At 40.6% G+C, this 25,454-nt stretch carries 26 protein-coding genes and 1 tRNA gene; 13 read left to right on the plus strand and 14 right to left on the minus strand.

Annotation, left to right across the window (positions count from 1 at the left end; all coding sequences use genetic code 11):
- The first annotated feature begins 85 nt into the window (after positions 1–85).
- From ABT310_RS07560 to ABT310_RS07600, 9 genes are all read left to right on the plus strand, one after another.
- Positions 86–1,387, plus strand: coding sequence for a TolC family protein (locus tag ABT310_RS07560; RefSeq protein WP_375323299.1), 1,302 nt, complete (start codon positions 86–88; stop codon positions 1,385–1,387).
- Between the two features lie 7 nt (positions 1,388–1,394).
- Positions 1,395–2,486: an efflux RND transporter periplasmic adaptor subunit gene (locus ABT310_RS07565; RefSeq protein ID WP_375323300.1), complete on the plus strand. Its 1,092-nt coding sequence runs from the start codon at positions 1,395–1,397 to the stop codon at positions 2,484–2,486.
- Between the two features lie 16 nt (positions 2,487–2,502).
- Complete coding sequence (locus ABT310_RS07570; RefSeq protein ID WP_375323301.1) at positions 2,503–5,700, plus strand: efflux RND transporter permease subunit; 3,198 nt, start codon at positions 2,503–2,505, stop codon at positions 5,698–5,700.
- 104 nt (positions 5,701–5,804) lie between these two features.
- Positions 5,805–6,110 (plus strand): hypothetical protein, encoded by a 306-nt coding sequence (locus ABT310_RS07575; RefSeq protein WP_375323302.1) that lies wholly within the window; start codon positions 5,805–5,807, stop codon positions 6,108–6,110.
- 9 nt (positions 6,111–6,119) lie between these two features.
- Positions 6,120–6,323, plus strand: coding sequence for a DUF2892 domain-containing protein (locus ABT310_RS07580; protein WP_375323303.1), 204 nt, complete (start codon positions 6,120–6,122; stop codon positions 6,321–6,323).
- Positions 6,324–6,383: 60 nt separating this feature from the next.
- Positions 6,384–6,941, plus strand: coding sequence for a YeeE/YedE family protein (locus tag ABT310_RS07585; protein WP_375323304.1), 558 nt, complete (start codon positions 6,384–6,386; stop codon positions 6,939–6,941).
- Complete coding sequence (locus ABT310_RS07590; protein WP_375323305.1) at positions 6,938–7,351, plus strand: YeeE/YedE family protein; 414 nt, start codon at positions 6,938–6,940, stop codon at positions 7,349–7,351. The genes ABT310_RS07585 and ABT310_RS07590 overlap by 4 nt, the downstream gene beginning before the upstream one ends.
- A gap of 103 nt (positions 7,352–7,454) precedes the next feature.
- Positions 7,455–7,865, plus strand: a complete 411-nt coding sequence (locus ABT310_RS07595; protein ID WP_375323306.1) for a response regulator — start codon at positions 7,455–7,457, stop codon at positions 7,863–7,865.
- A 132-nt stretch (positions 7,866–7,997) separates the two neighbouring features.
- A tRNA-Arg gene (locus ABT310_RS07600) sits at positions 7,998–8,069 on the plus strand.
- A 131-nt stretch (positions 8,070–8,200) separates the two neighbouring features.
- Here ABT310_RS07600 and ABT310_RS07605 read toward each other — a convergent pair.
- The 5 genes from ABT310_RS07605 to ABT310_RS07625 form a co-directional block, all read right to left on the minus strand.
- On the minus strand, positions 8,201–9,823 hold the full coding sequence (locus ABT310_RS07605) for an RluA family pseudouridine synthase (RefSeq protein ID WP_375323307.1): 1,623 nt from the start codon (positions 9,821–9,823) through the stop codon (positions 8,201–8,203).
- Positions 9,824–9,940: 117 nt separating this feature from the next.
- Positions 9,941–10,504: a GDYXXLXY domain-containing protein gene (locus ABT310_RS07610; RefSeq protein ID WP_375323308.1), complete on the minus strand. Its 564-nt coding sequence runs from the start codon at positions 10,502–10,504 to the stop codon at positions 9,941–9,943.
- Positions 10,497–11,780 (minus strand): DUF2157 domain-containing protein, encoded by a 1,284-nt coding sequence (locus tag ABT310_RS07615; RefSeq protein ID WP_375323309.1) that lies wholly within the window; start codon positions 11,778–11,780, stop codon positions 10,497–10,499. The genes ABT310_RS07610 and ABT310_RS07615 overlap by 8 nt, the downstream gene beginning before the upstream one ends.
- 121 nt (positions 11,781–11,901) lie before the next feature.
- Positions 11,902–12,435, minus strand: a complete 534-nt coding sequence (locus ABT310_RS07620; protein ID WP_375323310.1) for a DinB family protein — start codon at positions 12,433–12,435, stop codon at positions 11,902–11,904.
- A gap of 60 nt (positions 12,436–12,495) precedes the next feature.
- Positions 12,496–13,026, minus strand: coding sequence for a Crp/Fnr family transcriptional regulator (locus ABT310_RS07625; protein ID WP_375323311.1), 531 nt, complete (start codon positions 13,024–13,026; stop codon positions 12,496–12,498).
- Between the two features lie 224 nt (positions 13,027–13,250).
- Between ABT310_RS07625 and ABT310_RS07630 the strand changes: the two genes are divergently transcribed.
- A complete protein-coding gene (locus ABT310_RS07630; protein ID WP_375323312.1) occupies positions 13,251–13,565 on the plus strand; it encodes a hypothetical protein in 315 nt (104 codons plus the stop codon).
- Between the two features lies 1 nt (position 13,566).
- Here the strand turns inward: ABT310_RS07630 and ABT310_RS07635 are convergent, their stop codons facing one another.
- A complete protein-coding gene (locus ABT310_RS07635) occupies positions 13,567–14,508 on the minus strand; it encodes an NAD-dependent epimerase/dehydratase family protein (protein ID WP_375323313.1) in 942 nt (313 codons plus the stop codon).
- Between the two features lie 64 nt (positions 14,509–14,572).
- On the opposite strand from ABT310_RS07635, the gene ABT310_RS07640 reads away from it, so the two are divergent.
- Together ABT310_RS07640 and ABT310_RS07645 are read left to right on the plus strand one after the other, a co-directional pair.
- The gene (locus tag ABT310_RS07640) at positions 14,573–15,070 is read left to right on the plus strand and encodes a hypothetical protein (RefSeq protein WP_375323314.1); all 498 of its coding nucleotides are present in this window, start codon (positions 14,573–14,575) and stop codon (positions 15,068–15,070) included.
- Positions 15,060–15,557, plus strand: coding sequence for a nuclear transport factor 2 family protein (locus tag ABT310_RS07645; RefSeq protein ID WP_375323315.1), 498 nt, complete (start codon positions 15,060–15,062; stop codon positions 15,555–15,557). The genes ABT310_RS07640 and ABT310_RS07645 overlap by 11 nt, the downstream gene beginning before the upstream one ends.
- Positions 15,558–15,559: 2 nt before the next feature.
- Here ABT310_RS07645 and ABT310_RS07650 read toward each other — a convergent pair whose 3' ends face one another.
- The 3 genes from ABT310_RS07650 to ABT310_RS07660 all read right to left on the minus strand — a co-directional run bounded on the left by ABT310_RS07650 (position 15,560) and on the right by ABT310_RS07660 (position 19,415).
- Complete coding sequence (locus ABT310_RS07650) at positions 15,560–16,258, minus strand: tetratricopeptide repeat protein (protein ID WP_375323316.1); 699 nt, start codon at positions 16,256–16,258, stop codon at positions 15,560–15,562.
- An 81-nt stretch (positions 16,259–16,339) separates the two neighbouring features.
- Positions 16,340–17,152 (minus strand): SDR family oxidoreductase, encoded by an 813-nt coding sequence (locus ABT310_RS07655; protein WP_375323317.1) that lies wholly within the window; start codon positions 17,150–17,152, stop codon positions 16,340–16,342.
- Positions 17,145–19,415, minus strand: a complete 2,271-nt coding sequence (locus ABT310_RS07660) for a M20/M25/M40 family metallo-hydrolase (RefSeq protein ID WP_375323318.1) — start codon at positions 19,413–19,415, stop codon at positions 17,145–17,147. The genes ABT310_RS07655 and ABT310_RS07660 overlap by 8 nt, the downstream gene beginning before the upstream one ends.
- Positions 19,416–19,537: 122 nt before the next feature.
- On the opposite strand from ABT310_RS07660, the gene ABT310_RS07665 reads away from it, so the two are divergent.
- Entirely contained in the window at positions 19,538–20,008 is a 471-nt protein-coding gene (locus ABT310_RS07665; protein ID WP_375323319.1) for a CBS domain-containing protein, read from the plus strand.
- 1 nt (position 20,009) lies between these two features.
- Here the strand turns inward: ABT310_RS07665 and ABT310_RS07670 are convergent, their stop codons facing one another.
- From ABT310_RS07670 to ABT310_RS07690, 5 genes are all read right to left on the minus strand, one after another.
- Entirely contained in the window at positions 20,010–20,363 is a 354-nt protein-coding gene (locus ABT310_RS07670; protein ID WP_375323320.1) for a hypothetical protein, read from the minus strand.
- A gap of 9 nt (positions 20,364–20,372) precedes the next feature.
- The gene (locus ABT310_RS07675) at positions 20,373–20,945 is read right to left on the minus strand and encodes a pentapeptide repeat-containing protein (protein ID WP_375323321.1); all 573 of its coding nucleotides are present in this window, start codon (positions 20,943–20,945) and stop codon (positions 20,373–20,375) included.
- A 4-nt stretch (positions 20,946–20,949) separates the two neighbouring features.
- On the minus strand, positions 20,950–24,099 hold the full coding sequence (locus ABT310_RS07680; protein ID WP_375323322.1) for a glycosyl hydrolase: 3,150 nt from the start codon (positions 24,097–24,099) through the stop codon (positions 20,950–20,952).
- A 64-nt stretch (positions 24,100–24,163) separates the two neighbouring features.
- Positions 24,164–24,652, minus strand: a complete 489-nt coding sequence (locus tag ABT310_RS07685) for a DUF6265 family protein (protein ID WP_375323323.1) — start codon at positions 24,650–24,652, stop codon at positions 24,164–24,166.
- A gap of 32 nt (positions 24,653–24,684) precedes the next feature.
- On the minus strand, positions 24,685–25,383 hold the full coding sequence (locus tag ABT310_RS07690; protein WP_375323324.1) for an SIMPL domain-containing protein: 699 nt from the start codon (positions 25,381–25,383) through the stop codon (positions 24,685–24,687).
- Positions 25,384–25,454: the final 71 nt, after the last annotated feature.

Consider the following 25,454-nt stretch of genomic DNA (forward strand, 5'->3'; position numbering starts at 1 on the left):
AGTATATAGTTCCCCGATGCCTCAGTAACCAAAGTTACTGTGGGTACCATTCCATCGCTCTAATTTTGGCTCAAAATGAACTAAAATGCAGCGAACTATTTTATTAATGTCATTGGTGCTCACACAGGTAATTTTTGCCCAAGACCAGGTAAAGATATCATTGGATGATGTCTTGACTAGGGTGCAAGAGTCCAATGCGAGCATTCAGGTTTCCGATCAGGAAGCCAAAATGGCCAAATACGATTATAGATTTTCAAATTCTGTCTTTTTGCCACAGATTTCTGTATCACATACGGGAATGGCAACCACAAACCCTTTAATGGCATTTGGGTCTAAACTCAATCAAGGGATTTTGACCCAGGCCGATTTTAATCCTGACTTATTGAACGACCCCGATCAAGTGGAGAATTTTGCGACGGTGGTCTCGGTTCAGCAGCCCATAATTAATATAGATGGTTTTTATCAGCGTAAAGCAGCCAAAACCACCATGGAGGCCAAAGAGCTTCAAGCCATGAGAACTAGGGATTACCTCGATTTTGAAGCCCAGAAAGCTTATGGTCAATTGCAATTGGCCTATCGTGCTGTGGAAGTAATGCAAAAAGCATACGATGCAGCAATTGCCAACTTGAACATGGCCCAAAACAATTACGATCAGGGATTGCTTCAAAAAGCTGATCTGTTGGAAGTGAAAGTGAGGGTGACAGAAGTTTCCGATCAATTGAAAACAGCCAAGAGCAATGTAAAAAATGCTTCGGACTACTTGGCTTTTTTAATGAATGAACAAGGAAATATTGTCTTTGAACCTACCCAAGAATTGTTGCCTGAAAACATTGGCGAAACAACTGATGCTTCCTTGGAAAATAGAGCGGATGTTAAGGCCATGGATTTGGTATCAGAAGCGTACAAAGCAAACATGAAAGCAGATAACATGACCTTTTTGCCAAGGTTGAATGCCTTTGCCAGCTATGAAATGTACGATGATCAGATATTTCAGGCGGATTCCAAAGGATACATTGTTGGGGCAAGCTTAAGCTGGGATGTTTTTAAGGGATCACAGCGATTTGCCAAGGCAGGAAAAAGCAAAACAAACTATGAAAAAGCACAGAAAGAATACGAACAATACGTCGCCAAAAGTACTATTGAGCTTAAACGCACCAAGCGGTTGGTTGAGGACGCGGAGAACAGGCTCCAGACATCAAAATTGGCTATGGACCAATCTGAAGAATCATTAAGGATACGTACTAACCGATTTAAAGAGGGATTGGAAAAAACAACCGATTTATTAATGGCCGAGGCCACTTATGCCGAAAAGCAGTTGGCCTATTACCAAACCATTTTTGAATACAATCAAGCACAATCCTTACTCACATTTTTAACCAAAGAATAATTGCAACATGAAAAACACTACGATATATAAAAGCATCATTTTAACCATGTCCTTGGGTCTGACCTTAATGGGATGTGGAAGTGACGAAAAACACACTGTTGACACTTCTGCCGCGGTGCCAGTAACGGTTGCCGATGTGGACATGGGGGATAGTTCCACCATATTGGCAGGAAGTGGTCAAATAAAAGCCGTGAACAGTGCCACATTGAGTACCCGAATGATGGGCTATGTGGAGTCACTTCCCGTAAAAATTGGTCAGAAAGTAAACAAGGGAGACCTGCTTATTTCCATCAACAATGGAGATCTAAGAGCTAAAAAAGCACAAGTAGAAGCTTCCATTACCGAGGCGACTGTGGCATTTAACAATGCTAAAAAGGACTACGAAAGATTTCAAAACCTTTTTAAAGAAAGCAGTGCCTCACAAAAGGAACTGGACGATATGACTGCTCGATACGAAATGGCAAAGGCCAGATTGGAAGCAGCAAATCAAATGAAGAACGAAGTGAACTCTCAATTTGCCTATGCGAACATTAGGGCGCCATTCAGTGGAGTGGTCACCAATACCTATATCGATGAGGGTGATATGGCCAATCCAGGAGTGCCCTTAGTTTCCATGGAATCCCCAGGAACCGGGTTTGAGGTAGAGGCCAAAGTGGCCGAAAACAACATTTCTGCCATAGAGGTGGGAACAACAGCCCAAGTTTTGGTGAAAGCATTGGATATCACCCTCACAGGTAAGGTTTCAGAATTAAGTGCTTCTGCACAAAATACAGGGGGGCAATATGTAATGAAAATAAGCTTGGACGAAACGGATGCCAAGATTTTGTCGGGAATGTATGCAGCCGTTAGGCTAGAGACAGAAAACGGGAGCAATGGAAAAACAGTTGTGACAGTTCCGTCCACAGCCTTGGTGCACAAAGGGCAATTGACAGGAGTTTATACACTCGGACAAGACAATGTGGCGCTTTTGCGTTGGTTGCGTTTGGGTGAGAATTATGGTGATGAAGTAGAAGTATTATCTGGATTGTCCAAAGGAGATCAATACATCGTATCAGCCGATGGAAAGCTGTACAATGGAGCTAAAGTAAGCATTCAATAACCCTAAAAAGCTAACAATGAAAGACGGACTAGCAGGAAAAATAGCCAAAGGGTTTATCAGCTCTAAATTAACAGTGCTCTTAATGATCGTGTTCATGGTCATTGGGGTGTACAGTTCTTTCTTGATTCCAAGGGAAGAGGAGCCACAGATTGATGTGCCCATGGCGGATATTTTTGTGGGATATCCGGGAGCCAGCCCAACGGAGGTGGAATCCAGAATCGCAAAACCGCTTGAAAAAATTATATCGAACATCAAAGGCGTAGAATATGTGTACACCACCTCCATGCAGGAGCAGGGAATGGCCATTGTACAGTTCTACGTAGGAGAAGATATTGAAAGATCATTGGTGCGGTTGTATGATGAGATCAACAAACACATGGATCAAATGCCCCAAGGGGTTACCATGCCCTTGGTAAAAACCCGCGCAATTGATGATGTGCCTATGCTTGCTCTAACATTATGGAGCGATGAATATGATGATTTTCAACTACGAGAGATTTCAGGAGAATTGATCAATGAGGTTGAAAAAGTAAACGGGGTTTCCATCACCAAAAAGATTGGGGGAAGAAACCGTCAGCTACGTGTGGTGGTGGATAAGGATAAAATGGCCGAATCTGGCATCGACATGTTGGCCTTAGCCCAAATGATTCAGGCCAATAACCAACAAATGGATGCTGGGAATTTCCTTTCCAACGATACTGAGTTCCATATCAGCACAGGTAACTTTTTGGAAAGTAAAGAAGATCTGGAAAACCTGATCGTGGGCACCAAACAAAATCAACCTATCTACCTAAAACAGGTGGCAACCGTTTTGGATGGGCCTGAATTGCCTAAAAATTATGTCTCCCTTGGATTTGGAGCTGCAAGCGAGAAATCAGAAACCTTTAGGTCCGAATATCCAGCGGTAACCATTTCCATTGCCAAAAGAAAAGGTGCCGATGCCATGAAGATTGCCGATGTGGTGTTGGATAAAGTAGAGCATTTAAAATCAAATTTGATTCCCGATGATGTACATGTTGAGGTAACTCGTAACTACGGTCAAACTGCTTCGCAAAAAGTATCCGAATTGTTGATGCACTTGATCGGGGCTATCATTGCCGTGACCTTTGTAGTGATGTTGGCCATGGGTTGGAGAGGTGGATTGGTCGTGTTCCTTTCCGTACCGATCACATTCGCTTTGACCTTGCTCAGCTACTATATGCTGGATTATACCTTAAACCGAATCACTTTGTTTGCTTTGGTTTTTGTAACGGGTATTGTGGTAGACGACTCCATTATTATCGCAGAGAACATGCACCGCCACTTTAAAATGAAACGGTTGCCGTTCAAAGATGCAGCTATCTATGCCATCAACGAGGTGGGCAACCCTACCATTTTGGCCACTTTTACGGTTATTGCATCGGTATTGCCCATGGCATTTGTATCAGGATTGATGGGGCCTTATATGTCCCCTATGCCCATCGGTGCATCCATCGCCATGTTGTTGTCCCTATTTGTGGCGTTGACCATTACCCCTTACTTGGGATTCATCTTCTTAAGAGAAAAGGACAAAAAGAAGAACAAAAAGGAAAAAGAAGCGGTCGAAATTCAGGATACCTTTATTTATAAAGTCTACGAGCGTTTCGAAAAACCATTGATTGAAAGCAGAAAGAAGCGATGGATTTTTATTGGCATCACAGTGGTTCTATTATTTGCTTCGGTGGGTATGTTCTTCACCAAATCGGTGGCCGTAAAAATGCTTCCATTTGATAACAAGAATGAATTTCAAGTGGTTATCGACCTCCCTGAAGGTTCTACACTGGAAAAAACTTCAGCAGTCGCTAAAGAAATAGGGGCATACTTGTCAACTAGGCCAGAAGTAGTGAACTATCAAACCTATGTGGGAACATCAGCACCTATTACGTTCAATGGATTGGTTAGGCATTATGATCTTCGTGGCGGAAGCAATATGGCCGACATTCAAGTAAACCTTATCGACAAACACGACCGAAGTGAGCAAAGTCACGATATCGCCAAGTTGTTGCGGCCTAAAATCCAAGAATTGGGCAAAAAATACAATGCGAACATCAAAATCGTTGAAGTGCCACCAGGACCGCCTGTATTGTCAACCATTGTAGCTGAGATTTATGGACCCGATTACGAAAAGCAGATTGCCTTGGCCGATGATGTAAAAGGCATCTTGAACAATACCACCGATGTTGTGGATGTGGATTGGATGGTCGAGGATGATCAGGTAGAGTATAATTTTGTGATCGACAAGGAAAAAGCGATGCTTTACGGGATTACCCCACAACAAATTGTTCAGGTGATGGTAATGGCATTCCGTGAGCAACCGGTTTCGCATATGTATCGTGAAGATTCATTCGAACAGATCGGAATTGTATTGTCCGTTAGTGAAAAGGACAAATCGAGCTTGGATCAGATCCAACAATTAAAAATAACATCCCAGCAAGGTAATATGGTGTCCGTTGGTGATTTGGTTTCTATTAAGGAAGGAACCAAGGCCAAGAGCATCTATAGAAAAAATCAGAAGCGAGTGGTGTATGTGATGTCCGATATGGCCGGTGAATTGGAAAGTCCGGTGTACGCCATTTTGGGCATGACGGATAAATTGAATCAATTGGAGCTGCCTCAAGGCTTTTCCATTAACGAGCTCTACATGGAGCAACCCCAGTATGAAGATGACTATACGGTGAAGTGGGATGGGGAATGGCAAATTACCCTTGAGGTGTTCCGTGATTTAGGTATTGCGTTCCTAGGTGTAATTGTGATCATTTATATGTTGATTGTAGGGTGGTTCCAAAACTTTAAAGCGCCCATGGTGATGATGGTGGCCATTCCACTTTCCTTAATCGGAATTGTATTGGGGCATTGGATGTTAGGTGCATTTTTTACCGCAACCTCCTTTATTGGGATGATTGCCCTGGCGGGAATCATGGTGCGGAACTCGGTTTTGCTTATCGACTTCATCAACCTTAGGTTGAATGAGGGAGTTCCCCTAAAGCAAGCCGTAATTGAAGCAGGTGCCGTGCGTACCACCCCTATTTTGTTAACGGCAGGAACCGTTGTTATTGGAGCTTTCGTGATTTTGTTCGACCCTATTTTCCAAGGGTTGGCCATTTCACTTATGGGAGGAACCATTGTGTCTACCGTATTGACGCTCTTGGTGGTGCCATTGGTGTATTATATGATTGAACGTAAAAATTACAAGTAAGGTGAAACCGACACGACTAGAAGAATCTTTTGAGATACAGAGCAATGATTCTTTTAATCGTCAAAGGTTCCATGTGACCATTGAAAAACAATAAAAACAAGCACATGAAAATGATCATTGTTACCACAGTGGAAGAGTATAAAAGCCAAGTTTTTAAGCTCTTTAAACAAGCAGGAGTGGACAGCTTTAGCGAATCCGACATCGATGGGTACAAAAGTGCAGCGCCATTAATGTACACCAGCAGTTGGTTTCCCAGTGAAAAAGGAGGGGCCGCTTCCAATATGTTCTTTTCCTTCACCGAAGAAGAAAAGGTGACCGAATTGTTCAAGTTGATCAAACAATTCAACGAAGAGAGTGAAACCACCAATCCCATTAGAGCTGTAGAATTACCTATAGAAAGAACCGTTTAAAATTTAATAATGAGAAATAGAATTGTAAGAGGAGTAGCAGGAAGCTTTATATTGATCAGTTTGATCTTGGCTATTTACGTGAGTCAGAACTGGCTTTGGTTTACCGCATTTGTCGGTGCCAATTTGTTGCAGTCATCCTTGACCAAATGGTGTCTTCTGGAAGATATCCTGAAAAAATTTGGAGTAACCGACAGTGAAAAGAGCTGTTGCTAAACCTTTCCCATATTTGATATGTAAAGCATTTTCGTGACATTTGTATAAAACCTCGCGAAAATGCTTTATCAACCTTGGCCTTGGTATGTAGCCGGGCCTCTTATTGCCATCATCATGGCATTGCTCATTTTAATGGGCAAACGCTTCGGAATGTCCTCCAACCTCGAGACTTTTTGTTCTATCGGAGGCGCTGGAAAATTCACGGATTACTTTAAAGTAGATATAAAATCCAAACGCTGGAACCTATTGGTGGTATTGGGCTCCGTTATTGGTGGATTTTTGGGTGCTCATTGGTTGTCGCCCAACCCCGCAGTCGATATTTCACCCAAAACCGTAACTAAACTTCAAGAACTGGGATTTGATAGTGCTGGAAAGGCCTATTTGCCAACAGAGCTTTTTAGTTTGGAATCGCTGTCCGACCCAAAAGTATGGTTCATTTTATTGATTGCAGGATTTTTGGTGGGCTTCGGAACCCGTTATGCCGGAGGTTGCACTTCAGGACATGCTATTTCGGGCTTGAGTAATTTACAGCGACCTTCCTTAATTGCTGTAATCGGATTTTTTATTGGTGGATTGATTATGGTTCATCTGTTGTTCCCCTTAATTTTTACAGCATGAAGAATATAGTCTACATCATATTGGGCACCTTTTTGGGTATTGTACTTTACAAGTCCGAGGCAGCCTCTTGGTTCAGGATCTATGAAATGTTCCAGTTCGATTCGTTTCACATGTATGGGATTATCGGTTCAGCTTTAGCAGTTGGAATAGTGTTAGTGCAATGGATTAAGAAATCAAAAACCAAATCCTTTTTTGGAGAAGCAATAAACCTTCAGGATAAAGAAAAATCCTTTGCTCGATATATCTTGGGTGGAACCCTTTTTGGATTGGGTTGGGCATTGGCAGGAGCCTGTCCCGGACCCATATATATTTTGGTGGGAGCCGGTTATTGGCCCATCGTCATTGTTTTGATAGGAGCATTGCTCGGAGCCTTTTTATATGGTGTTTTGAGGGGTAAATTACCACATTAAGGTAGAATCAACGGGATATTTGGGCAAAACAACGAATATGAATGGTTCGTTAGGGACTAGCCATTAGCTTTGGCTGTCCCAAACCTTACATAAATGTCCTTGCATGAAACTTACAACCTGCATAATAGACGATGACTTGGTGTCTCAATTTGCCACCCGCTATTGCATTCAGCAATCTCATGCCGATTTTGAGATCATAACCTGCTCCAGTGGTGAAGAGGGTTTGGAGGTCTGTGTGGATCTATATGAAACTGAGAATAGGCTTCCGGACATCATATTTTTAGATTTGGTTATGGATGGTATGAACGGTTGGACCTTCTTGGACAACCTTCAAAACCTATTTAAAGGAAAGACCTTGCCAAGCGTATATATTTTGTCCGCTTTTACCAATTCCAGTGACCGCGCAGTTGCCAAAGGCCACAAGATGATATCTGGTTATATTGATAAGCCACTTTCTCGTTCCTACATGGATAAAATCTTAAACGAAGAGGAAAAAAACCGCAGCCAATCTTAAGGGCTCAGAGGTCTAAAGTTTTTTAGAAAAAGCATATTTTTGCAGTCCATTTTTATTTGGCCCTGTGCCTGCCTTTCGGGAGACAGGGTTCAATGGATATAATAGAAGCCTGCCTACGTGTTAAAAGAATACGGCCTCATAGTTCAAGGGATAGAATAGAAGTTTCCTAAACTTTAGATCCAGGTTCGAGTCCTGGTGAGGCTACTACGGAAGGCAGGTTTCCTATGTATCCGTCTTTGGCGGAAACTTTAGTTGTAAGACCGCCTGTGGATAGATAGGTTCGATTCTTGCGAGGGCTATTTATCTACAATCGATCAAAACTCCATTTCCGAAAATTAAATAGAAAAAGGCAGTTCAGTGCTGATCTTCATGGGCTTCTTGGTCATGGGGTGGGTAAATTCTACCTGTTGCGCATGTAAATAAAGCCGATCAGATGAGGTGCCATATAAATTGTCTCCAACCATTGGCGCATGAAGTCCTAATTTATGGGCACAGTGTACCCGTAATTGATGCGAACGCCCCGTTATGGGATTCAATTTGATCAATGTTCTATTGGCAGTCTTTTTAATAACCTCATAATGTGTCAATGCAGGTTTGCCATGTTCATGACTCACCATTTGCATGGGCCTATTGTTAATATCTAAAATAAGAGGAAGTTCTATGGTGCCAGTGGTTTCTTCAATAGGTTTTTCTAGGATAGCATTATAAGTTTTGTGAATGGTGCGCTCCAAGAATTGTTGTTGGAGCAGCTTGTGCGCTTTTTTGGAAAGGGTAACAATCATGATGCCAGAAGTATCTTGATCCAGCCGATGTACAATGATCGGGCCGGTGGCGTTTGGATATTGCTCCAAAATGCGAGTTTTAACCGAATCCTTTATGTACCGCCCTGGAACGGACAACATGCCGGTAGGTTTATTTACGACCACCAAATGTTCGTCCACAAATAAAATTTCCAGTTGCTTTTTTGCCGCAAAATTTTCCAACAAGGGATTTGGTTGTACAGGAATTCCTTTGAGCATATGCGCTAAAATAGGTTGGCATTTCCCTTTACAGGCAGGGTAATATTTGCCGTGCTCCCTAATTTCTGAATTTGGAGATGGTCCCCACCAAAACTCGGCTAGCGCTACAGGTTTCATTTCTTGTTTAAATGCGTATTGAAACAGTTTTGGGGCAGCACATTCCCCAGCCCCGGCCGGTGGTTCATCCACGCCATATTCAGAAAAAACTGTTTTAACATTTTTACCTTTTCCTTCTCCGTTCAAAAAAATATAGGATTTAAAAATGGCATCCTGCAGTTCATTGGATTTGGTTCTACGAAGGGTTTTGAGCGCTTCAATTCGTTCTTCGAATTCTACGTAGGCAGCTAAGGCTTTTTCTAACCGCAAGTTCTCCGAACGCGTAAAACGTCTTAAGTCCATTCCAGAATTAGCACCTTGGTTTACTAACGCTTCAAGAAGTTCTTGTCGTTCTTTTTCAGGTAGGTGAATTGACTCTTCTCTAAGTCTGTCACGTTCCAATTTGCTTTTTTTTGCCGCTTTCTTAGCTGCCAATATGTTCTCTTTGGTCTCTTTTGTAATTTTTTTTAATTGCTGCTTGGCACTGATGTACTCTTCACTTTCCTCTAGTGACTTAACCTCTTTGGTAATGGCATTTATGGTTGCCATTTCTGGAAAATCCTCTCCTTTTGGCAATTGGTGAACAGGAGGTACAAAAGGTAGTATTTCCAGTTCAGGTTGCAGTTCACCTGAATAAGCACTAAGATATCCAAGTTCGCCCTCCTTGGTCTGTACCACCAGAACTCCCAACATGCGTCCTGTAGGTTGGTTCATCAATTCTGGTAAATGTTCTTGCAATCTATTTTGAAGATCTTTCGCAGCTTTCTTGGCGATAGCGGTTGGCGTATAAAAATGGGGATATTCAAATGAATCAGGTAATGGGTCTTGCCCATTCGTTTTCAAAAAAACTATTTTGGAATCTTTCAAAGGTGAATCAGTTGCCAATTCCCGTATATTTTCTAAGTTGGATTACCAGTTCTGTTAAGCCATGCTTATTCTTGCAAATTTACAGTACTTCTTTTACTCTTTATTCACCAATTCTACTATAGATATCCCATCAATCAATACATCTTTTAGAACGCCCCGTCCATTTTTAATGTTCACTAAAGCGTATGTGGTTTTAGTGGTATCTCTTCGGGAACTCCAATAAGTGTATTCAGCTTCTTCGGCTTTTGATTCTTCCAAATAGAATCGGTCAAAAGGAAAATCAATGCTCAACTTTGTGGTATTTCCTGTCGAGAAACCAACTTCGGCCTTTATAAAATCTTGATTGCTTGATGGTTTTTCCTTGGCTATGGAATGGATTCGAGCATAGCCATCCTTGCCATTGCTGATAGATGCATAAATCACATCACCTCCATACCAATCCTCGGTATTTTCCACCTCAATGGTGTTGTGATCAAAACTCAAGGTTATGTATTTGCCTCGAAAAGGGTCGTTCGGGTCCACTGGAGCGGTTTTAAACTTGTACTCTGTACCTGTTTGAAGCACATCTTCTTGGTCCCAGACCATTTTGGCAGGTACGAAAAGTTGGGCCACTACAACCAGGGCAAAAAGTGCGATTACGGTTTTCCTTTTATCCATGTTCCTTTCGTTTTTTAAGCATCCAATAATTGGCAAAAAAGAATCCTGCGCCTACGAGTACAAATAGCATTCCTCGTAAAACGTAACTGAGGTTGGTGTCAAAAAACCTGCAAATAATCAATACAGCTATGGTGAGCAATCCATAATTAAGAATGCCCAAATGATTGTCTTTTGCTCCCACCCTAATGGTTTGCAGGGCAATTAAAAATATTAGAACATTGACCAATAATGTGGAAAAGGGAACATAATTTCCCACTATAAAAATGGGAATAAATATGAGGAATACCGGAGCAATAGGTTTTAAGGTTTTACCCCTCATCTTTTTAAAATGGAAAAACAATAATCCCACTGCCAAAACTGAAATGGATATCGAAGCTATGAACTCGGGCGAATAAATAATCTCATTGAACCATAAATTTTCATTTCTTAAATGGTCCCAGAAATCATCAAAACTTAAAATGAGAAGGCAAACTATAGTGCCCAATGATCCTAAAATGCGATAGCCATTTCTAAAACTCAACTGACTTGCAAAAAATTTGCTTTCACCTATTAAATAAATCAATCCGAACAAACTTATATATGCCACGAACATCAATTCTTCAACCTTATCTGTAATGGTGCCCAAAACAATAGTTACAGATAGGGGGAGAATCCAATTATGAAAACTGGTAAAATTTCTTTGAGGTTTGTTTTTTAACAAGATGTAATAATAGGGTAGGGCCGATAACAATAATGCCCAATATGGATAAGAGGTTGAGGTGGGGAAATTCCAGTAGCTGGTCTCACAAGCATAATAGGTGATTCCAATGAGGTACAATAATGAAGTAATGGAGGATTTCATTACATAAAATAGTGGAAGAGACAACAGCATCCATGTGAGCAAAAATGCGCTTAGGTCGCCTGGAATATTATACACCTGACTTATCAATGAGATACTGGCTCCAACCGCAAAAAACAAAAAAGCTGAAGCGCTTTCCCGCCAAGCCAAACTTTCTCTTTTCTTAAAAAGGGCATATCCGCAGAAAAACTGACCAACAAGTAAAGGTAAAAAAGCAAAAAAAGTTTTGGTGATTTTTGGGAACCCATCCCAATTATGTGCAATGATCAAAATAATGCCCAAGCCCACCAAAATGGCACCTAAAATGCCGAAAACCACAAAAAGTTTATTGGTGGACGAACCACTTTTACTTTTGTAGTAGGCTTCAATTTTTACCGCGGTATCCGAAGAGATGACCCCAGCTTTTTCTAGTTCTGGCAGGTCTTTGAGTAGGCTCATAGTCCTGGTTTTTTTGTAGGATTTTACCTAATATTATTTAATTGAAGATAAGCAATTAATTTAAAAAGCTCAGGAAAGATACCTGAACTTTGGGATTTTAAAATTAAAACTCAATGCGATGCTAATAAATATGTTTAGCTTGAACAATATGTCTTTGGTTATGGTAAATAACCACTCTAAAGGTGTCGCCCAATCTCAATTTTATCCATTTGGATATGGAAATCGAGGTCCTGATTTTAGTCAAGTCTTTGTTTTTGGCTTTATCCAATAATTGGAGCATTACTTCTTGTTGATGGATAAACTTGCTCAATACATCACGGCCTAGACCACTGTTCAATGGATTCATTTCGCTAAAAGTCTTCATCTTTTTCATGCCTTCTTTCGGGAGCATCAGCTTACTAAAGTAATTGCCTAATACCCCAGCTTTGAATTTACTTGACTTAGGATATTTTGATTGTTCCAAACGTCTTGTAATTTCTGGAATATAAAATTCACCATATCTGTTAAGGTGCTCTATACATTCCAAAATGCTCCAACTTTCCGCATTCGACTTAAAATTCAACTGTTCATCGGTCAAAGCTTTGAGCGCTTGTACATCGTTCATGTTTTGTTGGGTCAATTCAATAAGTTCCTCTATTAGTTTTGCAGCATCCATGTGTTTTATTGTTTGTTATGCAAAGTTGAAGGATGTGTAGCAAACGAATCTTGATTCAAGTCAAGACTTTTTTAAGCGAGAAAGTGTCTCGGGCGTCATTCTTAAATAGTTAGCAATGTATTTATTAGGAATTTCTTGAAACAATTGTGGGCTTCTTGCCAATACCCTTTCATATCGTTCCTTGGGCGATGTTATCAAAATATCTTTTTCCCTTTCAAATTGTTGTAGCACCAATTGTTCCATGATGGTTTCCCAAAGGGATACATTTTCGGGTTTTGACCGTATAAATTCCATAAAACGAACTTTTGAAACAGATTTAATCTCGGTTTTTTTTATGGATTGTATATAGAGGTCTGAGGCTTTTTCAGTAATAAAACTGTCTAAGGAAATGATGAAGTTACCTTGGTAACCAAAACGGATAATATGTTCTTCATACTCGTTAATGATATAAATCTTCAAGCTTCCAGACATAATAAAATAAAGATTGGTGTCTGTTGTTCCCGCAACTTTTAAGTATTCGTTCCTTTCAATGGCAAAGCTTTTTTCCCATAGGTTTTCATGGTCTATACGTTTATAAAGTTCTTTTATCATAGTCTAGAACGGTTGGTACTCTAATGAGGTCTGATCAATAAATTGAAATTGACATATGCTAACATGAATCTAAGGCTTTTATTTTTAAATGATGTAAGGGAGGGAAAGCCTCGGGTTGATTAATATTCGTTATTAATTGGGTGGATATAAAAAAGTTTTTATAATTTTTAAATGTTTACACTTTTATTCTATTTTTAAATCAATCACAAATCAATCCCAAAGCGATGAATAACCTCAAACGTGTAATAGTAGATTTTAAGAAACTAACCCCGGAAGTATTGAAGCTTTTGGTGGAAAAGTATCCTGATGGCTATGGCGACGATGATGTCATCAACTTCAAAAACCTAAAGGGAGAATCCATCGAGGCGGTAGAGGTATCGACGGAGGACACTAAATATTTGGTAAAGATCAGTTCCAAATTGGAACATAGCATGGCCAATTACGACGAGGACGAGGAAGACAACGACGACCTGGACTCCGAAGATTTGAGCAAACTCCCGGATGACGAAAACGAAGACTTTTCCAATGAGGAAGAGTAGCTTACTTTTTCAAGTTTTTTAGCATTTCATAGGTAGTCTGATCTAAATCGTACTCAGGTTGCCATCCCCATTCGTTCTGTGCCTTGGTGTCGTCAATACTGCTCGGCCAAGAATTCGCGATTTCTTGTCTGAAATCGGGAGCATAACTAATACTGAAATCAGGAATATGTTTTTGGATGGTCTCCGCCACATCTTTTGGGGTGAAACTCATACTTCCCAAATTATAGGAAGAGCGCACCTTTACATTTTCTGAAGGAACTTCCATTAAACTGATGGTTGCCCTGATGGCATCGTCCATATACATCATCGGCAACTTTGTATCCTTGCTCAAAAAGCATTCATAATTCCCTTTTTCCAAAGCTTCGTGATAAATTTCAACCGCATAATCTGTGGTTCCACCGCCGGGCATGGTTTTCCAACTGATCAAACCGGGGTACCGGACGCTGCGTACATCCACCCCGTATTTTTTATGGTAATATTCACACCAACGTTCGCCAGATTGCTTACTGATGCCATAAACGGTACTGGGCTCCATAATGGTGTTTTGAGGGGTGCCTTCTTTAGGGGTGTTTGGGCCAAAAACAGCAATACTGGATGGCCAAAATACTTTGGATATTTTCTTCTCTTTCGCTAGGTTCAACACGTGGAACAAAGAGTTCATGTTCAAGTTCCAAGCCCTCATCGGGAATTTTTCTGCCGTGGCGCTCAACATGGCCGCCATCAGATAGATTTCATCAATTTCATAATGCATAACAACATCCTCAACGGCTGCATAATCTGTAGCATCCAATAGTTCAAAGGGTCCAGATTGCATTAAAGATTCACCACCTTCCCTAATGTCGCTGGCAATAACATGATCACCGCCATACTTTTTCCTGAGTTCCATGGTTAGTTCTGTGCCTATTTGGCCGCATGCCCCAATGATGAGAATTGTTTTTTGCATTAAAATTGAAGTTAATTCGGTTTGATCGCAAAGATACCCTTTATTAAAATTTGTACATTCGCCTATGCGAAAATTGTTAGTCCTAGTGGTGATAACATCTTATTTATTAGGGTGTAAAAAAACCGATTCGGTTGCGACCACAGCCCAAAACGATGATCTGGAGTTCAACTACCAAAAAATGCCGGACAAGGCCACTATCAACCCAAATGCGGCGGCTATAGTAGAGAACTGGCCAGAATTTAAAGCATTGAATGCAAGTATTGATGTGCTTTACAAAGCCACCAATAATGAGGATTTGGCATTGGCCATTGATGATTTGATCGAGAAAGAGAAGGATTTGGAAGTCGGAAAATACCCTGAACTTTTCGATTCCTTTCAGGTAAAAAGTAGGCAACGTGTGTTACGCACCTATTTATTCAAAGTAAAGGCCAGTATTTTGGACAATCAGCCTACCACAGGACCGACCATACAAATGTTGGAGGCCTATAATGCCTTACGGAAGCAGTTGAATGTGATTATGAACAGTCAGTTGGACAAAAAAATAATCTTGGATGAAATTTAAGGCACTATTTGCACTACTATTTTTATCGGCGGTGGTTTCCGCGCAAAACAACCATAAACAAAAAATTAATCAAGTGTTGGATGATTGGCATATGGCAGCTGCCAATGCGGATTTTGATACGTATTTTGGTTTAATGACCAAGGATGGTGTTTTTTTGGGTACAGATGCTACCGAAAATTGGCAGAATGAAGAGTTTCGAACCTTTTCCAAACCTTATTTTGACCAAGGAAAAGCGTGGAGTTTTACTTCCGTAGAACGCAATGTGTATATAAACGAGGCCAAAACCTTTGCTTGGTTTGATGAGCTGTTGGACACCCAAATGAAATTATGCCGTGGCTCGGGAGTGCTCAAAAAAGAAAATGGGCAATGGAAAATTGCCCACTATGTGCTTTCAATTGCAGTGCCCAACGAAAATGTGGACGAACTGATTCAAATCAAGGAAGCGAAGGACAATGCCATACTCCTTGAACTGAAAAAAAAGAATTAAATCTAGTTTTCGCCTTCGGTAGCTTCATTTTTTCTCGCCTCCAAAGCCTGTTTGCTCAAACTGGCCAAATTAAAATTTGGTGCAATTTTCAATGCTTCATCGATAGAGGCAATGGCCACATCAATATTGTCTTTGTTCAAATTAAAATCGGCCAAAGCTTTTAAATGCAAGAATGCTGCTTTAAGAGGCACTTCGTAAGGTTGTTGCCTTTCGTAGAAGGCATATTTCATATCATCGGTGGCGTTGGCAATTCCATATTCAATATTGGAGGAAGCTCCCCCGGTATCTCCTGTTTGAATTTTAAGATCAGCTATTTCATAGGCGATATATGGTGAAGGGTTTCTGCTGAACAGTGCTTCAAAATGCTCCAAAGCTCTTTTGGGTTGGTTCAATGCCTTTAATGAAAATGCTTTGATCTGTACTGCCAAATCGGAATCGTCGGCATTTTTTTCAATACCGATAGTATTTAAAGCCTGCATGTGTTCACCGTTGTTCATATACACAAAGGCCAAGGTGTCTCTTCTCTGTTTCGATGGTGATAGAACGTTCAAGTGGGTCAAGGCGCTGATTACGCCATTTACATCCCCTTGCAAACGCATTTCTTTATAAAAGGCTTGATAATGTTCTAGAAGTTGATTGTTGGTTTGGGCAACACCGCTAAAGCTTGCTATTAAAAGCAGCAGGAGAACTGTCTTTTTCATTGATCGTCAATTTAGTGACGCCAAAACTAACAAAATAATCGAAACCAAGCTGTTAAGATTACAATAAGTAAATCAACGCCTTTAAGTGTAGATGCCAGTGCTAAAAACATGGCCTTTTTTACTATAATTTTGACTCAAAACAATCTTGCCCAAAGTACCATCCATTTCATTGGAATATTGAGGTGGTTCGAGTTCCCTTTTATTGGCTACTGTAGTATAATATTCTTGTTTGCTCGGATGTTGTGGATAAACCCCATTAAAGGTTTCTCCCCAATAATCATTTTCGATAATGGTTATGATCATTTCAATGCAATCCTCAAGATGAATCAAATTAACGGGTGCATTTCCATTGGATAGATTTTCTCTTCCCGATAGCATTGTGACAGGGTGCCGATTGGGTCCAATCAATCCACCAAATCGGATGATGGTTGTTTTTAATTCGGATGCATTTTGAAACAACTGTTCGCAGACCAAAAGTTGTTTGCCCGATTCTGTTACTGGGGTTGGGATGGTAGCTTCTGTAACTTCACCATCTGCATCACCATAAACGGCGGTACTGCTCACAAATACAATTTTAATGGGATGGTTATCTTCAATTTCTGATAGAAGAAGCTGCATTTTGTCCACATAACTTTCCCGATGGGTGCCACGTAGTTTGGGAGGTACATTAATGATCAATATATCAAGTTGGGAGAGGAAGCCTTGGATATCGCCTTCAATGGATTGAGATGATACCTTGATTTGAAATGGGGCTATGCCCAAATCCTTCAATTCCCCCAATTTTTCTTGAGAGGTGGTGGAGCCAGAAACCGAGAATCCTTTTTCCAACATAGTTTTCGCCAAGGGAAGTCCAAGCCATCCACATCCCAATACACCAATTCGCTTTTTAATCAAATCGTAAAGTTTTAATGGTCAAGATAGCGTCATTTAGCACAAATGCCATGGGAATACTGTTGTTGGGTCGTTCGGGTACGCTAAAATCTTTGTGGGTCAATAAATCATTGGAAGCTTCATACAAGGTAAGTTCCAAAACAGAATCTTTGGGGAAGGTCAAAGCCAATTCCGTAAAATCATTGTTGGTGATGTAATGGGTAATCAGTTTGCTTCTTCGATTTTCCAGAAAATGGGAGGACAACTCAATCTGATTCACCTTGGCAGCTTGTAAGGGAACAGGGTTGGTGAAAACCTCTAAGCGATTCACCTTTCTTTTGGGCGTAATGCAGATTTCAATCATTCGATTTTGACCTATAATGGTATCCAAAGTTTTGTCGATATATGGTGTTGGAATGTCCTTTTTTGGAGCATCAGCGATATAACTCAAGTTGGTTCTATACTTGCTCGAGATGGTCTCGCTATTCGGTTTTCTTTTGTTCTCGCCCAAAAACTGTGCATTCCACCCAATCAATTCTTGGTCGTAGGTGGCCCAGACCGATGTATTTTTATCTTCATCATACACATATAGAAGACTGCTGGGTTTAGGACGTTTCTCATTAAAATTGGATTGGATATGGCTGGCGATACCAAATCCAAAAAACAATAAAATAAATAAGTAAGACAATCGGCCTTTACTTTTGAGTTGGCCAAAAAAGGGCAGTACCAAATAGAATAGTAAAGTGGTTAAAACCGTAGCAGCTACCATCATTTTCAATCCGAGTCCAACGGGGAACATTTCAATAAACGGAGAAAAAATCAAAACAGCAGGCAAGGCCAAAAACACCATTAAAAATGGATTGGGCTTTTCTTGATGGATGACCACCAAAAATGCCGCGAGAACTCCGAACACGGGAATAATGAAAAAGCTGGCTCCTTTTAAATATTGGGCTACTAATCCGCAAATAATCAGCCAAAGAAGAATTGGGGCTACCAAAATGTTCGGGGTGCTTGTTTTTCGGAATTTATGGTAGGTATAAAAACAAACAGCCAACGAAAACATTACATAAACGGCAATATACAAATGCCCATTGTAAGTAAATCCATGAAGCATGTCCTTAAAGCCGGGGTACCACCAAGTGATCATTGTCCAACAGAAATACCCAACAACACCGTTGATAACTAAAGTAATCAGCATTGGTATAAAACCTTTGAAAATGTCTTGTAAGTTCAATGTCTGTTTTTTAAAGCCCACAATCAATAACAGGATAAAAGCAAGAACGGCAAATCCGAACATGGGCCAAATCCATTCAAAGGGGTAGGAGACCATTCGGTACAAGGGCAAATTATAGTAGACCAGATCGTTCAAACTTTTCATGTTGTTCAGATCTGCTTCACTAAAATAAGCAAGGAGGGGCATTAGATAGCTGCCCTGATGCGCTAAGGTGTTTCTGTCCAATCGCTCGTATGTGTCCAAAGCGGTGTGGTAATCAAAATGATCATCAATAAACGCAAAGTTGAATCCCTCAATATCCCCATCTTCCCGAAATACGGTAAGGTCGGTATCGTTAGGCAACATTTTATAAATACTATAGGCCAAAGAATTTGCCACGGGATATTTTGGGTTGGCCTCTTTAAAAGCTTTGATGAGCTTGCCATTGCCGCGATTGGTTTCTACCAACATGTAGCTTGGTCCACCGCTTCCACGTGCTTCAAAATTCAAGGCAAGTCCCACATCTTTGGCCCATGGGTGTTTTTTTACAAAAAGGTCAGCTCCATTCAACCCTAATTCTTCTGCATCGGTAATTAGGATAATGATATCGTTTTTGGGATTTGGGTTTTCTTCCAAAAAAGCCCTGATTCCTTCCAAAATGGTTGCGACACCGCTTCCCGCATCGCTTGCCCCGTAGGACGAATGTGGTCCACTATCATAATGGGACATCAGTAAAAGGGCTTTGCCGCTTTCGTTTCCTTCAATACGAGCCAAAATATTGGACGCTTTGCTCAAATTGCCCCAATCCCCTGCGGTGTATCCATCTTGAATTGAGGTTTCCAATCCCATTTTATGGAGCTCGCCAACAATATAGCTTTTCACTTTTTCATGTGCGGGAAAGCCCACGGCATGTGGCTCTTGAGCTATATTTTTTACATGTACCAAGGCCCTATCAGTAGAAAAGGATTTTAAATCTTTGTTTTCATCTGTGCTATAGGTGGGCATTAGAGATTTAAAACTCCAATAAACTGCAAAGCATAGGACGATTAGGGCAAGGGAACGGGAAAATTTCATGGTATGGTTTAGTTGTCTTTTAAATGTATGAAATTATGAAAGGTTCTCATATTTTAATGGTCAAAATTAGGATATTCGCTAAAATAGACTATATTTATTATTCAACTTTAAATCCTAACCCTATGGCAATCAAAAGTTTTCAAGGCGTACGTTCCAAAGAGGAGTCCAAGAAAAAATACAATGCACCAATTTTGGTGGAGGACTACATGACCAAAAATTTGATTACTTTTTCACCAGACCAGTCCATTTTGGAAGTTATGGAAACTTTTGCCAAACACCACATTTCTGGGGGACCAGTTTTGGACAATAATGGTTTTTTGGTTGGTATTATTTCCGAGGCGGATTGTATGAAGCAAATTTCGGAAAGCCGATATTTTAACCAACCCATTTTGGATAAAAGTGTGGAACGCTTCATGACAAAAAATGTGGAAACCATACCACATGACATGTCTATTTTCGATGCTGCAGGTGTGTTCGATAGGCATAACAGAAGAAGGTTGCCAGTAATGCAAAATGGTATTCTAGTAGGGCAAATCAGTCGAAAGGATATTGTAATTGCTGCTTTAAAGCTTACTTCCTACAGCTGGAAATAGACTACTCTCTTTTTACAATCATGTAATAATCGTTGTCCAGGGGCAAATAGCCCAAGTCGTACACAAAATAGTAGGTACTGCCTTTTTTGGTGGTGTACAGGTTAGTGATGTATTCAAAATCGAACCCTTTGTCCATCAACCGCATTTTGGTGGTCTTTGTCTTACCATCCCGTAGCGCATAACTATCAAGAATCCTATAATTTTTCCGCAGTTTGTTGTTGATGTTCCGCATGAGGTTTTTACCATCGCGGTTCAAACGGTTATTGTAGGCATTTCGGCAGTGGTCGGAACAGTATTTTTGGTCGATGCGACCTTTTAGTTGGTCACCGCATTCCAAACAACTTCTATCGGACATAGCATAAGATTAGGTGACTACAATATCATACTTTTTTAATAAACCGATTAATTCGTCCTTGTTGAACTTTGCTTTTTTAATTTGATTTTGGGCTGGATCTATGTTGAAATTGAAGGAAGTAGTGAAGTCAGCTTTCTCCAAATTGGTATTGGAAAATAGGGCGCCTTCCAAATCACAATTTGAAAAAATAGTCTTAAGTAATTGGGCTTCAGAAAAGTCAACTTGATGCAATTTGCAATCCGTAAAAGTAATTTTCGGCAATTCCATCGCATAAAATGAAGCCAAAGAAAGATTGCAATTTTTAAAATAAATGGACAACAATATGGGATTGCAGGAATCAAATTGTAACCCGACCATTTTGCAATCTTCAAAAGTCACATCGTTAAAAATGGTTTGTGAAATATTGGTGTTTGTGAAGTCGCAGCCTTCAAAAGTGCAATCCACAAAATTTTGGTTGTCTAAATACCCCTCGGTGAACAGGCAGTCCACAAAACGGCAATTCTCGTAATCACCCTTGGGCAATTTGTCTGTGGAATAATCCTGTTTTGTGAACTCCTGATCTAACCAAAAGGGTTTTTCCATTATTCTATTTTCCAGTCATTATTATGGCGGGAATATCCAACGCTTTGAACATATCGTTGTAGGTCTTCATCTCACCGTCTATTATAGCAGTTTTTTCATCCTCGTAGGTTTTCCATTCCGCCATTAAATCTTTGAAAAGTTCCTTGGCACCTCCTGTTACTTTGGGTTCTTCTACATCTATAAAACCTTTAAGGTTCATGAAATCTGCATTCAATTTACTGCTAAAGTTCACCACATCTTGGAAGGTTTTTTGTTTGGGTTGAATCAAGTTTTCTTCCCATCTGTTGATGCGTTCCAACAATTTATCCCCATTTTCCAAAAGGTCCTTGGCTTCTTCGTTATCCTTCAACAATTCCTTGTAGTTCTCCAACTGACTTTTTGCAGCTCGCATTTGGTTTACGGCTTCGTGCATGTTTGCCAAGGTTTCGTCAATTTTTGTCAAATACGATTGTTGCTCGGCATAATCGGCAGAAGTTCCCTCAATCAATGGATCTGCCAAAACCAAAGCTTTGGTTTCCACCATATCTTCCCCTAGGGTAAGACGCAGGGTATACGTACCTGGCGCAACTCTGGAACCACTATAACCATCCATGGCAAAAACTCCTTCGATTGCGGGAGGAGATTCGCGATAAAAATCCCAAGTAAAGCGGTTGTAACCTTTTAATGAAGGCAGAACCTGTGGTTTGGAAGGGCCTCCAGGCCAGCTTTTGAATTTTTTCGGTGCTTGGTTGGTGTAGCTTCTGATTACTTTTCCACCAGATAAAATTTCCAATTTAAGTTCGGTTGAATCTAATTTTTGGGGCAAATAATAATCAAAGGTTACCCCAGATTTTGGGTTTTGGCCTACCCCAGGAACATAATTGTCCGAGCTACCGTTATAAATGCGATAGGTGGTTTTTGGCGTAACAATGTTCAATTTTGACTCAAGGGACAGACTACTTTGAATAGCGCCCAAATCATCCAAAATCCAAAATGAGCGTCCAGCGGTGGCAGCTACCAAATCGTTATCCTGAATAATCAAATCGTTGATGGGAACAACAGGCAAGTTCAATTGTAAAGGTTGCCAAAGCTCACCATCATTCAAGGAAACAAATAATCCTGTTTCGGTACCAGCGTACAACAATCCTTTTTGTTTTTTATCCTCCCGAACCACGCGGGCAAAGTTGTGCTCACCATCAATTCCATTCGAAATTTTGGTCCATGTTTGGCCGTAATCTGTGGTTTTGAAAATATAGGTGTCCAAATCCATGAACTTGTAGCGCATCAGAGTGATGTACGCTGTTGCCGCATCATGTGGCGAAACCTCGATACTATTGATGATACCTTCCTTAATGTTTGGAGGGGTAATATTGTCCCAAGATTCCCCGCCATTTTTCGTAATGTGCACCAATCCGTCATCAGAACCTGCATAGAGCACACCTTCTTCATGGGGTGATTCCACCAAATACATGATGGTGTTATAGTTTTCACCTCCAGCGGCTTCGTTGGTATAAGGGCCACTTCCTGGGCCTTGTTTTTCAATTTCGTTTCGGGTTAGATCCGGGCTCACTACATCCCAAGTGTAGCCACCATCTTTTGTTCTGAACACCACATTACCTGCATGGTAAATGGTGTTTCTATCGTGTGGTGAACTAATAATGGGTGCGTTCCAATTGTATCTAAATTTGAAATCCTTCGGAATGTTACCCAAGCCCAATTCGGGATATTCTTGAATAGGTTTGGCTGTTTGGGATGCCTTTACCCATTTTTCAATGATACCTTGATAGCAACCCCCATAAACATATTCTGGATTGTCGGGGTCAAAAGCCAAATAGGCACTTTCGCAACCGGATACGGGATGCCAATCTTTCCAATCAATCCCATTGTCGCGGGTACGACTTGCAATAGAAACGGAAGTATTGTCTTGCTGACCTCCATACACATTGTAAGGCACGAGATTATCTGTAATTACACGGTAAAATTGTGCCGTAGGTTGAAATTGTTGTGAACTCCAACTTTTACCTCCGTTGTTTGAAACGTTGGCACCACCATCGTTGGAGTTGACCATTATTTGATTGTTTTCTGGATGGATCCAAAGGTCGTGGTTGTCGCCATGCGGTGTGGGAACGGGAGTAAAGGTTTTCCCACCATCAATAGATTTGGTCACAGGAGCATTCAATACATATACGATGTTTTCATCTTGGGTATCGGCAAAAATCTCCATATAGTACCAAGAGCGTGCAATATTGATGCGATCTTTGTTGGTTTGGCTCCAAGTTTTACCAGCATCCATGCTTTTGTAAACTCCTCCTTGTTCTCCTTCGGCTTCAATAACAGCATAAACTACATCAGAATTTGCCCTTGAAACCGAGATGCCCGATTTTCCAAATTCTTTGGGAAGTCCTTTTTCCATTTTATCCCAAGTGGTTCCCCCATCGGTGGATTTATAAAATCCTGAAGAAACACCACCGGAAGTAATGGTCCAAGGTTTTCTTTCGTGCTGCCACATAGCGGCGTATAGAATCAGAGGGTTGTTCATGTCCATACTTAAGGAGGATGCTCCAGTAATGTCATTGACATAAAGTACTTTTTCCCATGTATCACCGCCATTGGTTGATCGGTACACGCCTCGGTCTTCGGAAGTGCCATATTGTGCCCCTTGGGCGGCAACAAAAATGATGTCCGGATTTGTTGGGTGGATTATGACATCGCTAATATGGCGGGTATAATCCAATCCGATGTGTTTCCAAGTTTTTCCTGCGTCGGTAGATTTGTAGACACCGTCTCCCATTGAGGTCATTACCCCTCGGGCAGCATGTTCTCCCATTCCGACCACCACCAAGTTCGGGTTGCTTTCGGAAACGGCAATGTCGCCTACGGTTCCTGTTTTTAGGAATCCATCGGAAATATTTTTCCAAGTGACGCCATCGTCGGTGGTTTTCCAAATACCACCCCCAGTATTGCCCATATAGTAGGTGTGCGGTTGGCCCACAACACCAGATGAGGCAACGCTACGGCCACCTCGAAATGGACCGATGTTTCGCCATTTTAATACCGGAAATAGGGAGTCGTTGACAACAATGGAGGCTTGTTTGGTTTTTTTGTTTTTTCGTTGGGCATCGACAGGATGCCATGCCAATAAAATGGCACAGAGGAGTAGAAGTCTTAGTTTCACAAGAGTGTTGAGTTAGTTATTCTGTTAAAGATACTAATTCAGCACTTTAAAAGAAACCCAATTACTAGACTCTTTTATAGGAAAATAGAATTTCTTCCTGATTCCCGTTTTCCTCAATAAGTACCCAAACATTGATTTGATCTTCATTGACCTTTTCCATTGTCATTCCATCAAAATAGACCTTGTTGGGCTCTATTTTCACCAATTTAAAGTCGATGGTTTTATCTTTTTCTTCCCATCCCTTCATACTGCCATCAAAATGTTTGAGTTGCAAAATGATGGTTTCATCGACTTCCTGAATATGCCCTGATTCGTAAAAGGATACTTTCCCATTGTTCACCAGTCGAAATACAAACATCATGGAATTGCCCAAAGGTGGTGACCAGATTTCTTCGGCAATACCACCAAAAGCTTCTCCTTTCCAATGACCCTCAATCCAGGCTACTTGATCCAGATTTGCTTTAGGAGAATTTTCTCCGTCAGGAAGTGATAATGTTTTTTGCGCTGAAACCATACCAACGCATAACATCATAAAAAATGTGATGGTTTTCATAATTGGTGTTTTTGATTGATGATTAAAAATAGTTAATTAGTTAAAGCAAACTTGATGTTGACTGAAGTTTCCACCTTTATTTTCTCAAAATCGATGTCCAAGGGTTCTTCATTTTTTTTAAAAGAGCTTACATTGGATTCCATCATGACAGCTTGATTATATCTTGGATAAAAGGGTTGTGAGTTGTCCACAATATGAATGGCCATTCCCACTTTTTGTCCTAAGGGTTGGGTTAAAGCCACTGCCTTTTGCTTGGCTTTTAGTATTGCTTTGGTCTTGAGTTCCAGCTCCAACGCGTCCATTTTGGAATACTCTACCTTTTCAATGGAAGTGTTCGCAATATCCAAATCCTCCAAAGCGACCATCACGTCGCCCAATTCCTTTCCAGAATAGACCAATAAAGAATACTGCTTGCTTTTAAGCACTTCTTGTTGGCGCAGAAAGTATTTTTTAAAGTTGCTGCCCATATCCTTGATCACTAATTGCTTGTCTAAATCAATGCCCAAGGCTTTTAATCTAGCGGCCATTTTGTTTTCCTGATCTTCTACTGAAACTTTTCCCTTAGTATCTTTTTCTTGAATGATAATACTCAAATAGATTTTATCAGGTGTCACCAAGGTGTCCACTTGGGCTGTGGTTTCCAAATAAGGAGTGTCCAAAAAGTTCTTGGATTGGGCAAAAATTGCCGTTGTGAACAAGGCTGTTGCTATAAATAGAATAGTTTTTTTCATGATGTAAATGATTAAAAGTAAATACTTCGACCCTACATTCAAAACTTGTGCCGTTTTAAAACTCAAACATG

The sequence above is a fragment of the Flagellimonas cixiensis genome (genome assembly GCF_042134615.1).
GTDB classification, from domain to species: Bacteria; Bacteroidota; Bacteroidia; order Flavobacteriales; family Flavobacteriaceae; genus Flagellimonas; species Flagellimonas cixiensis.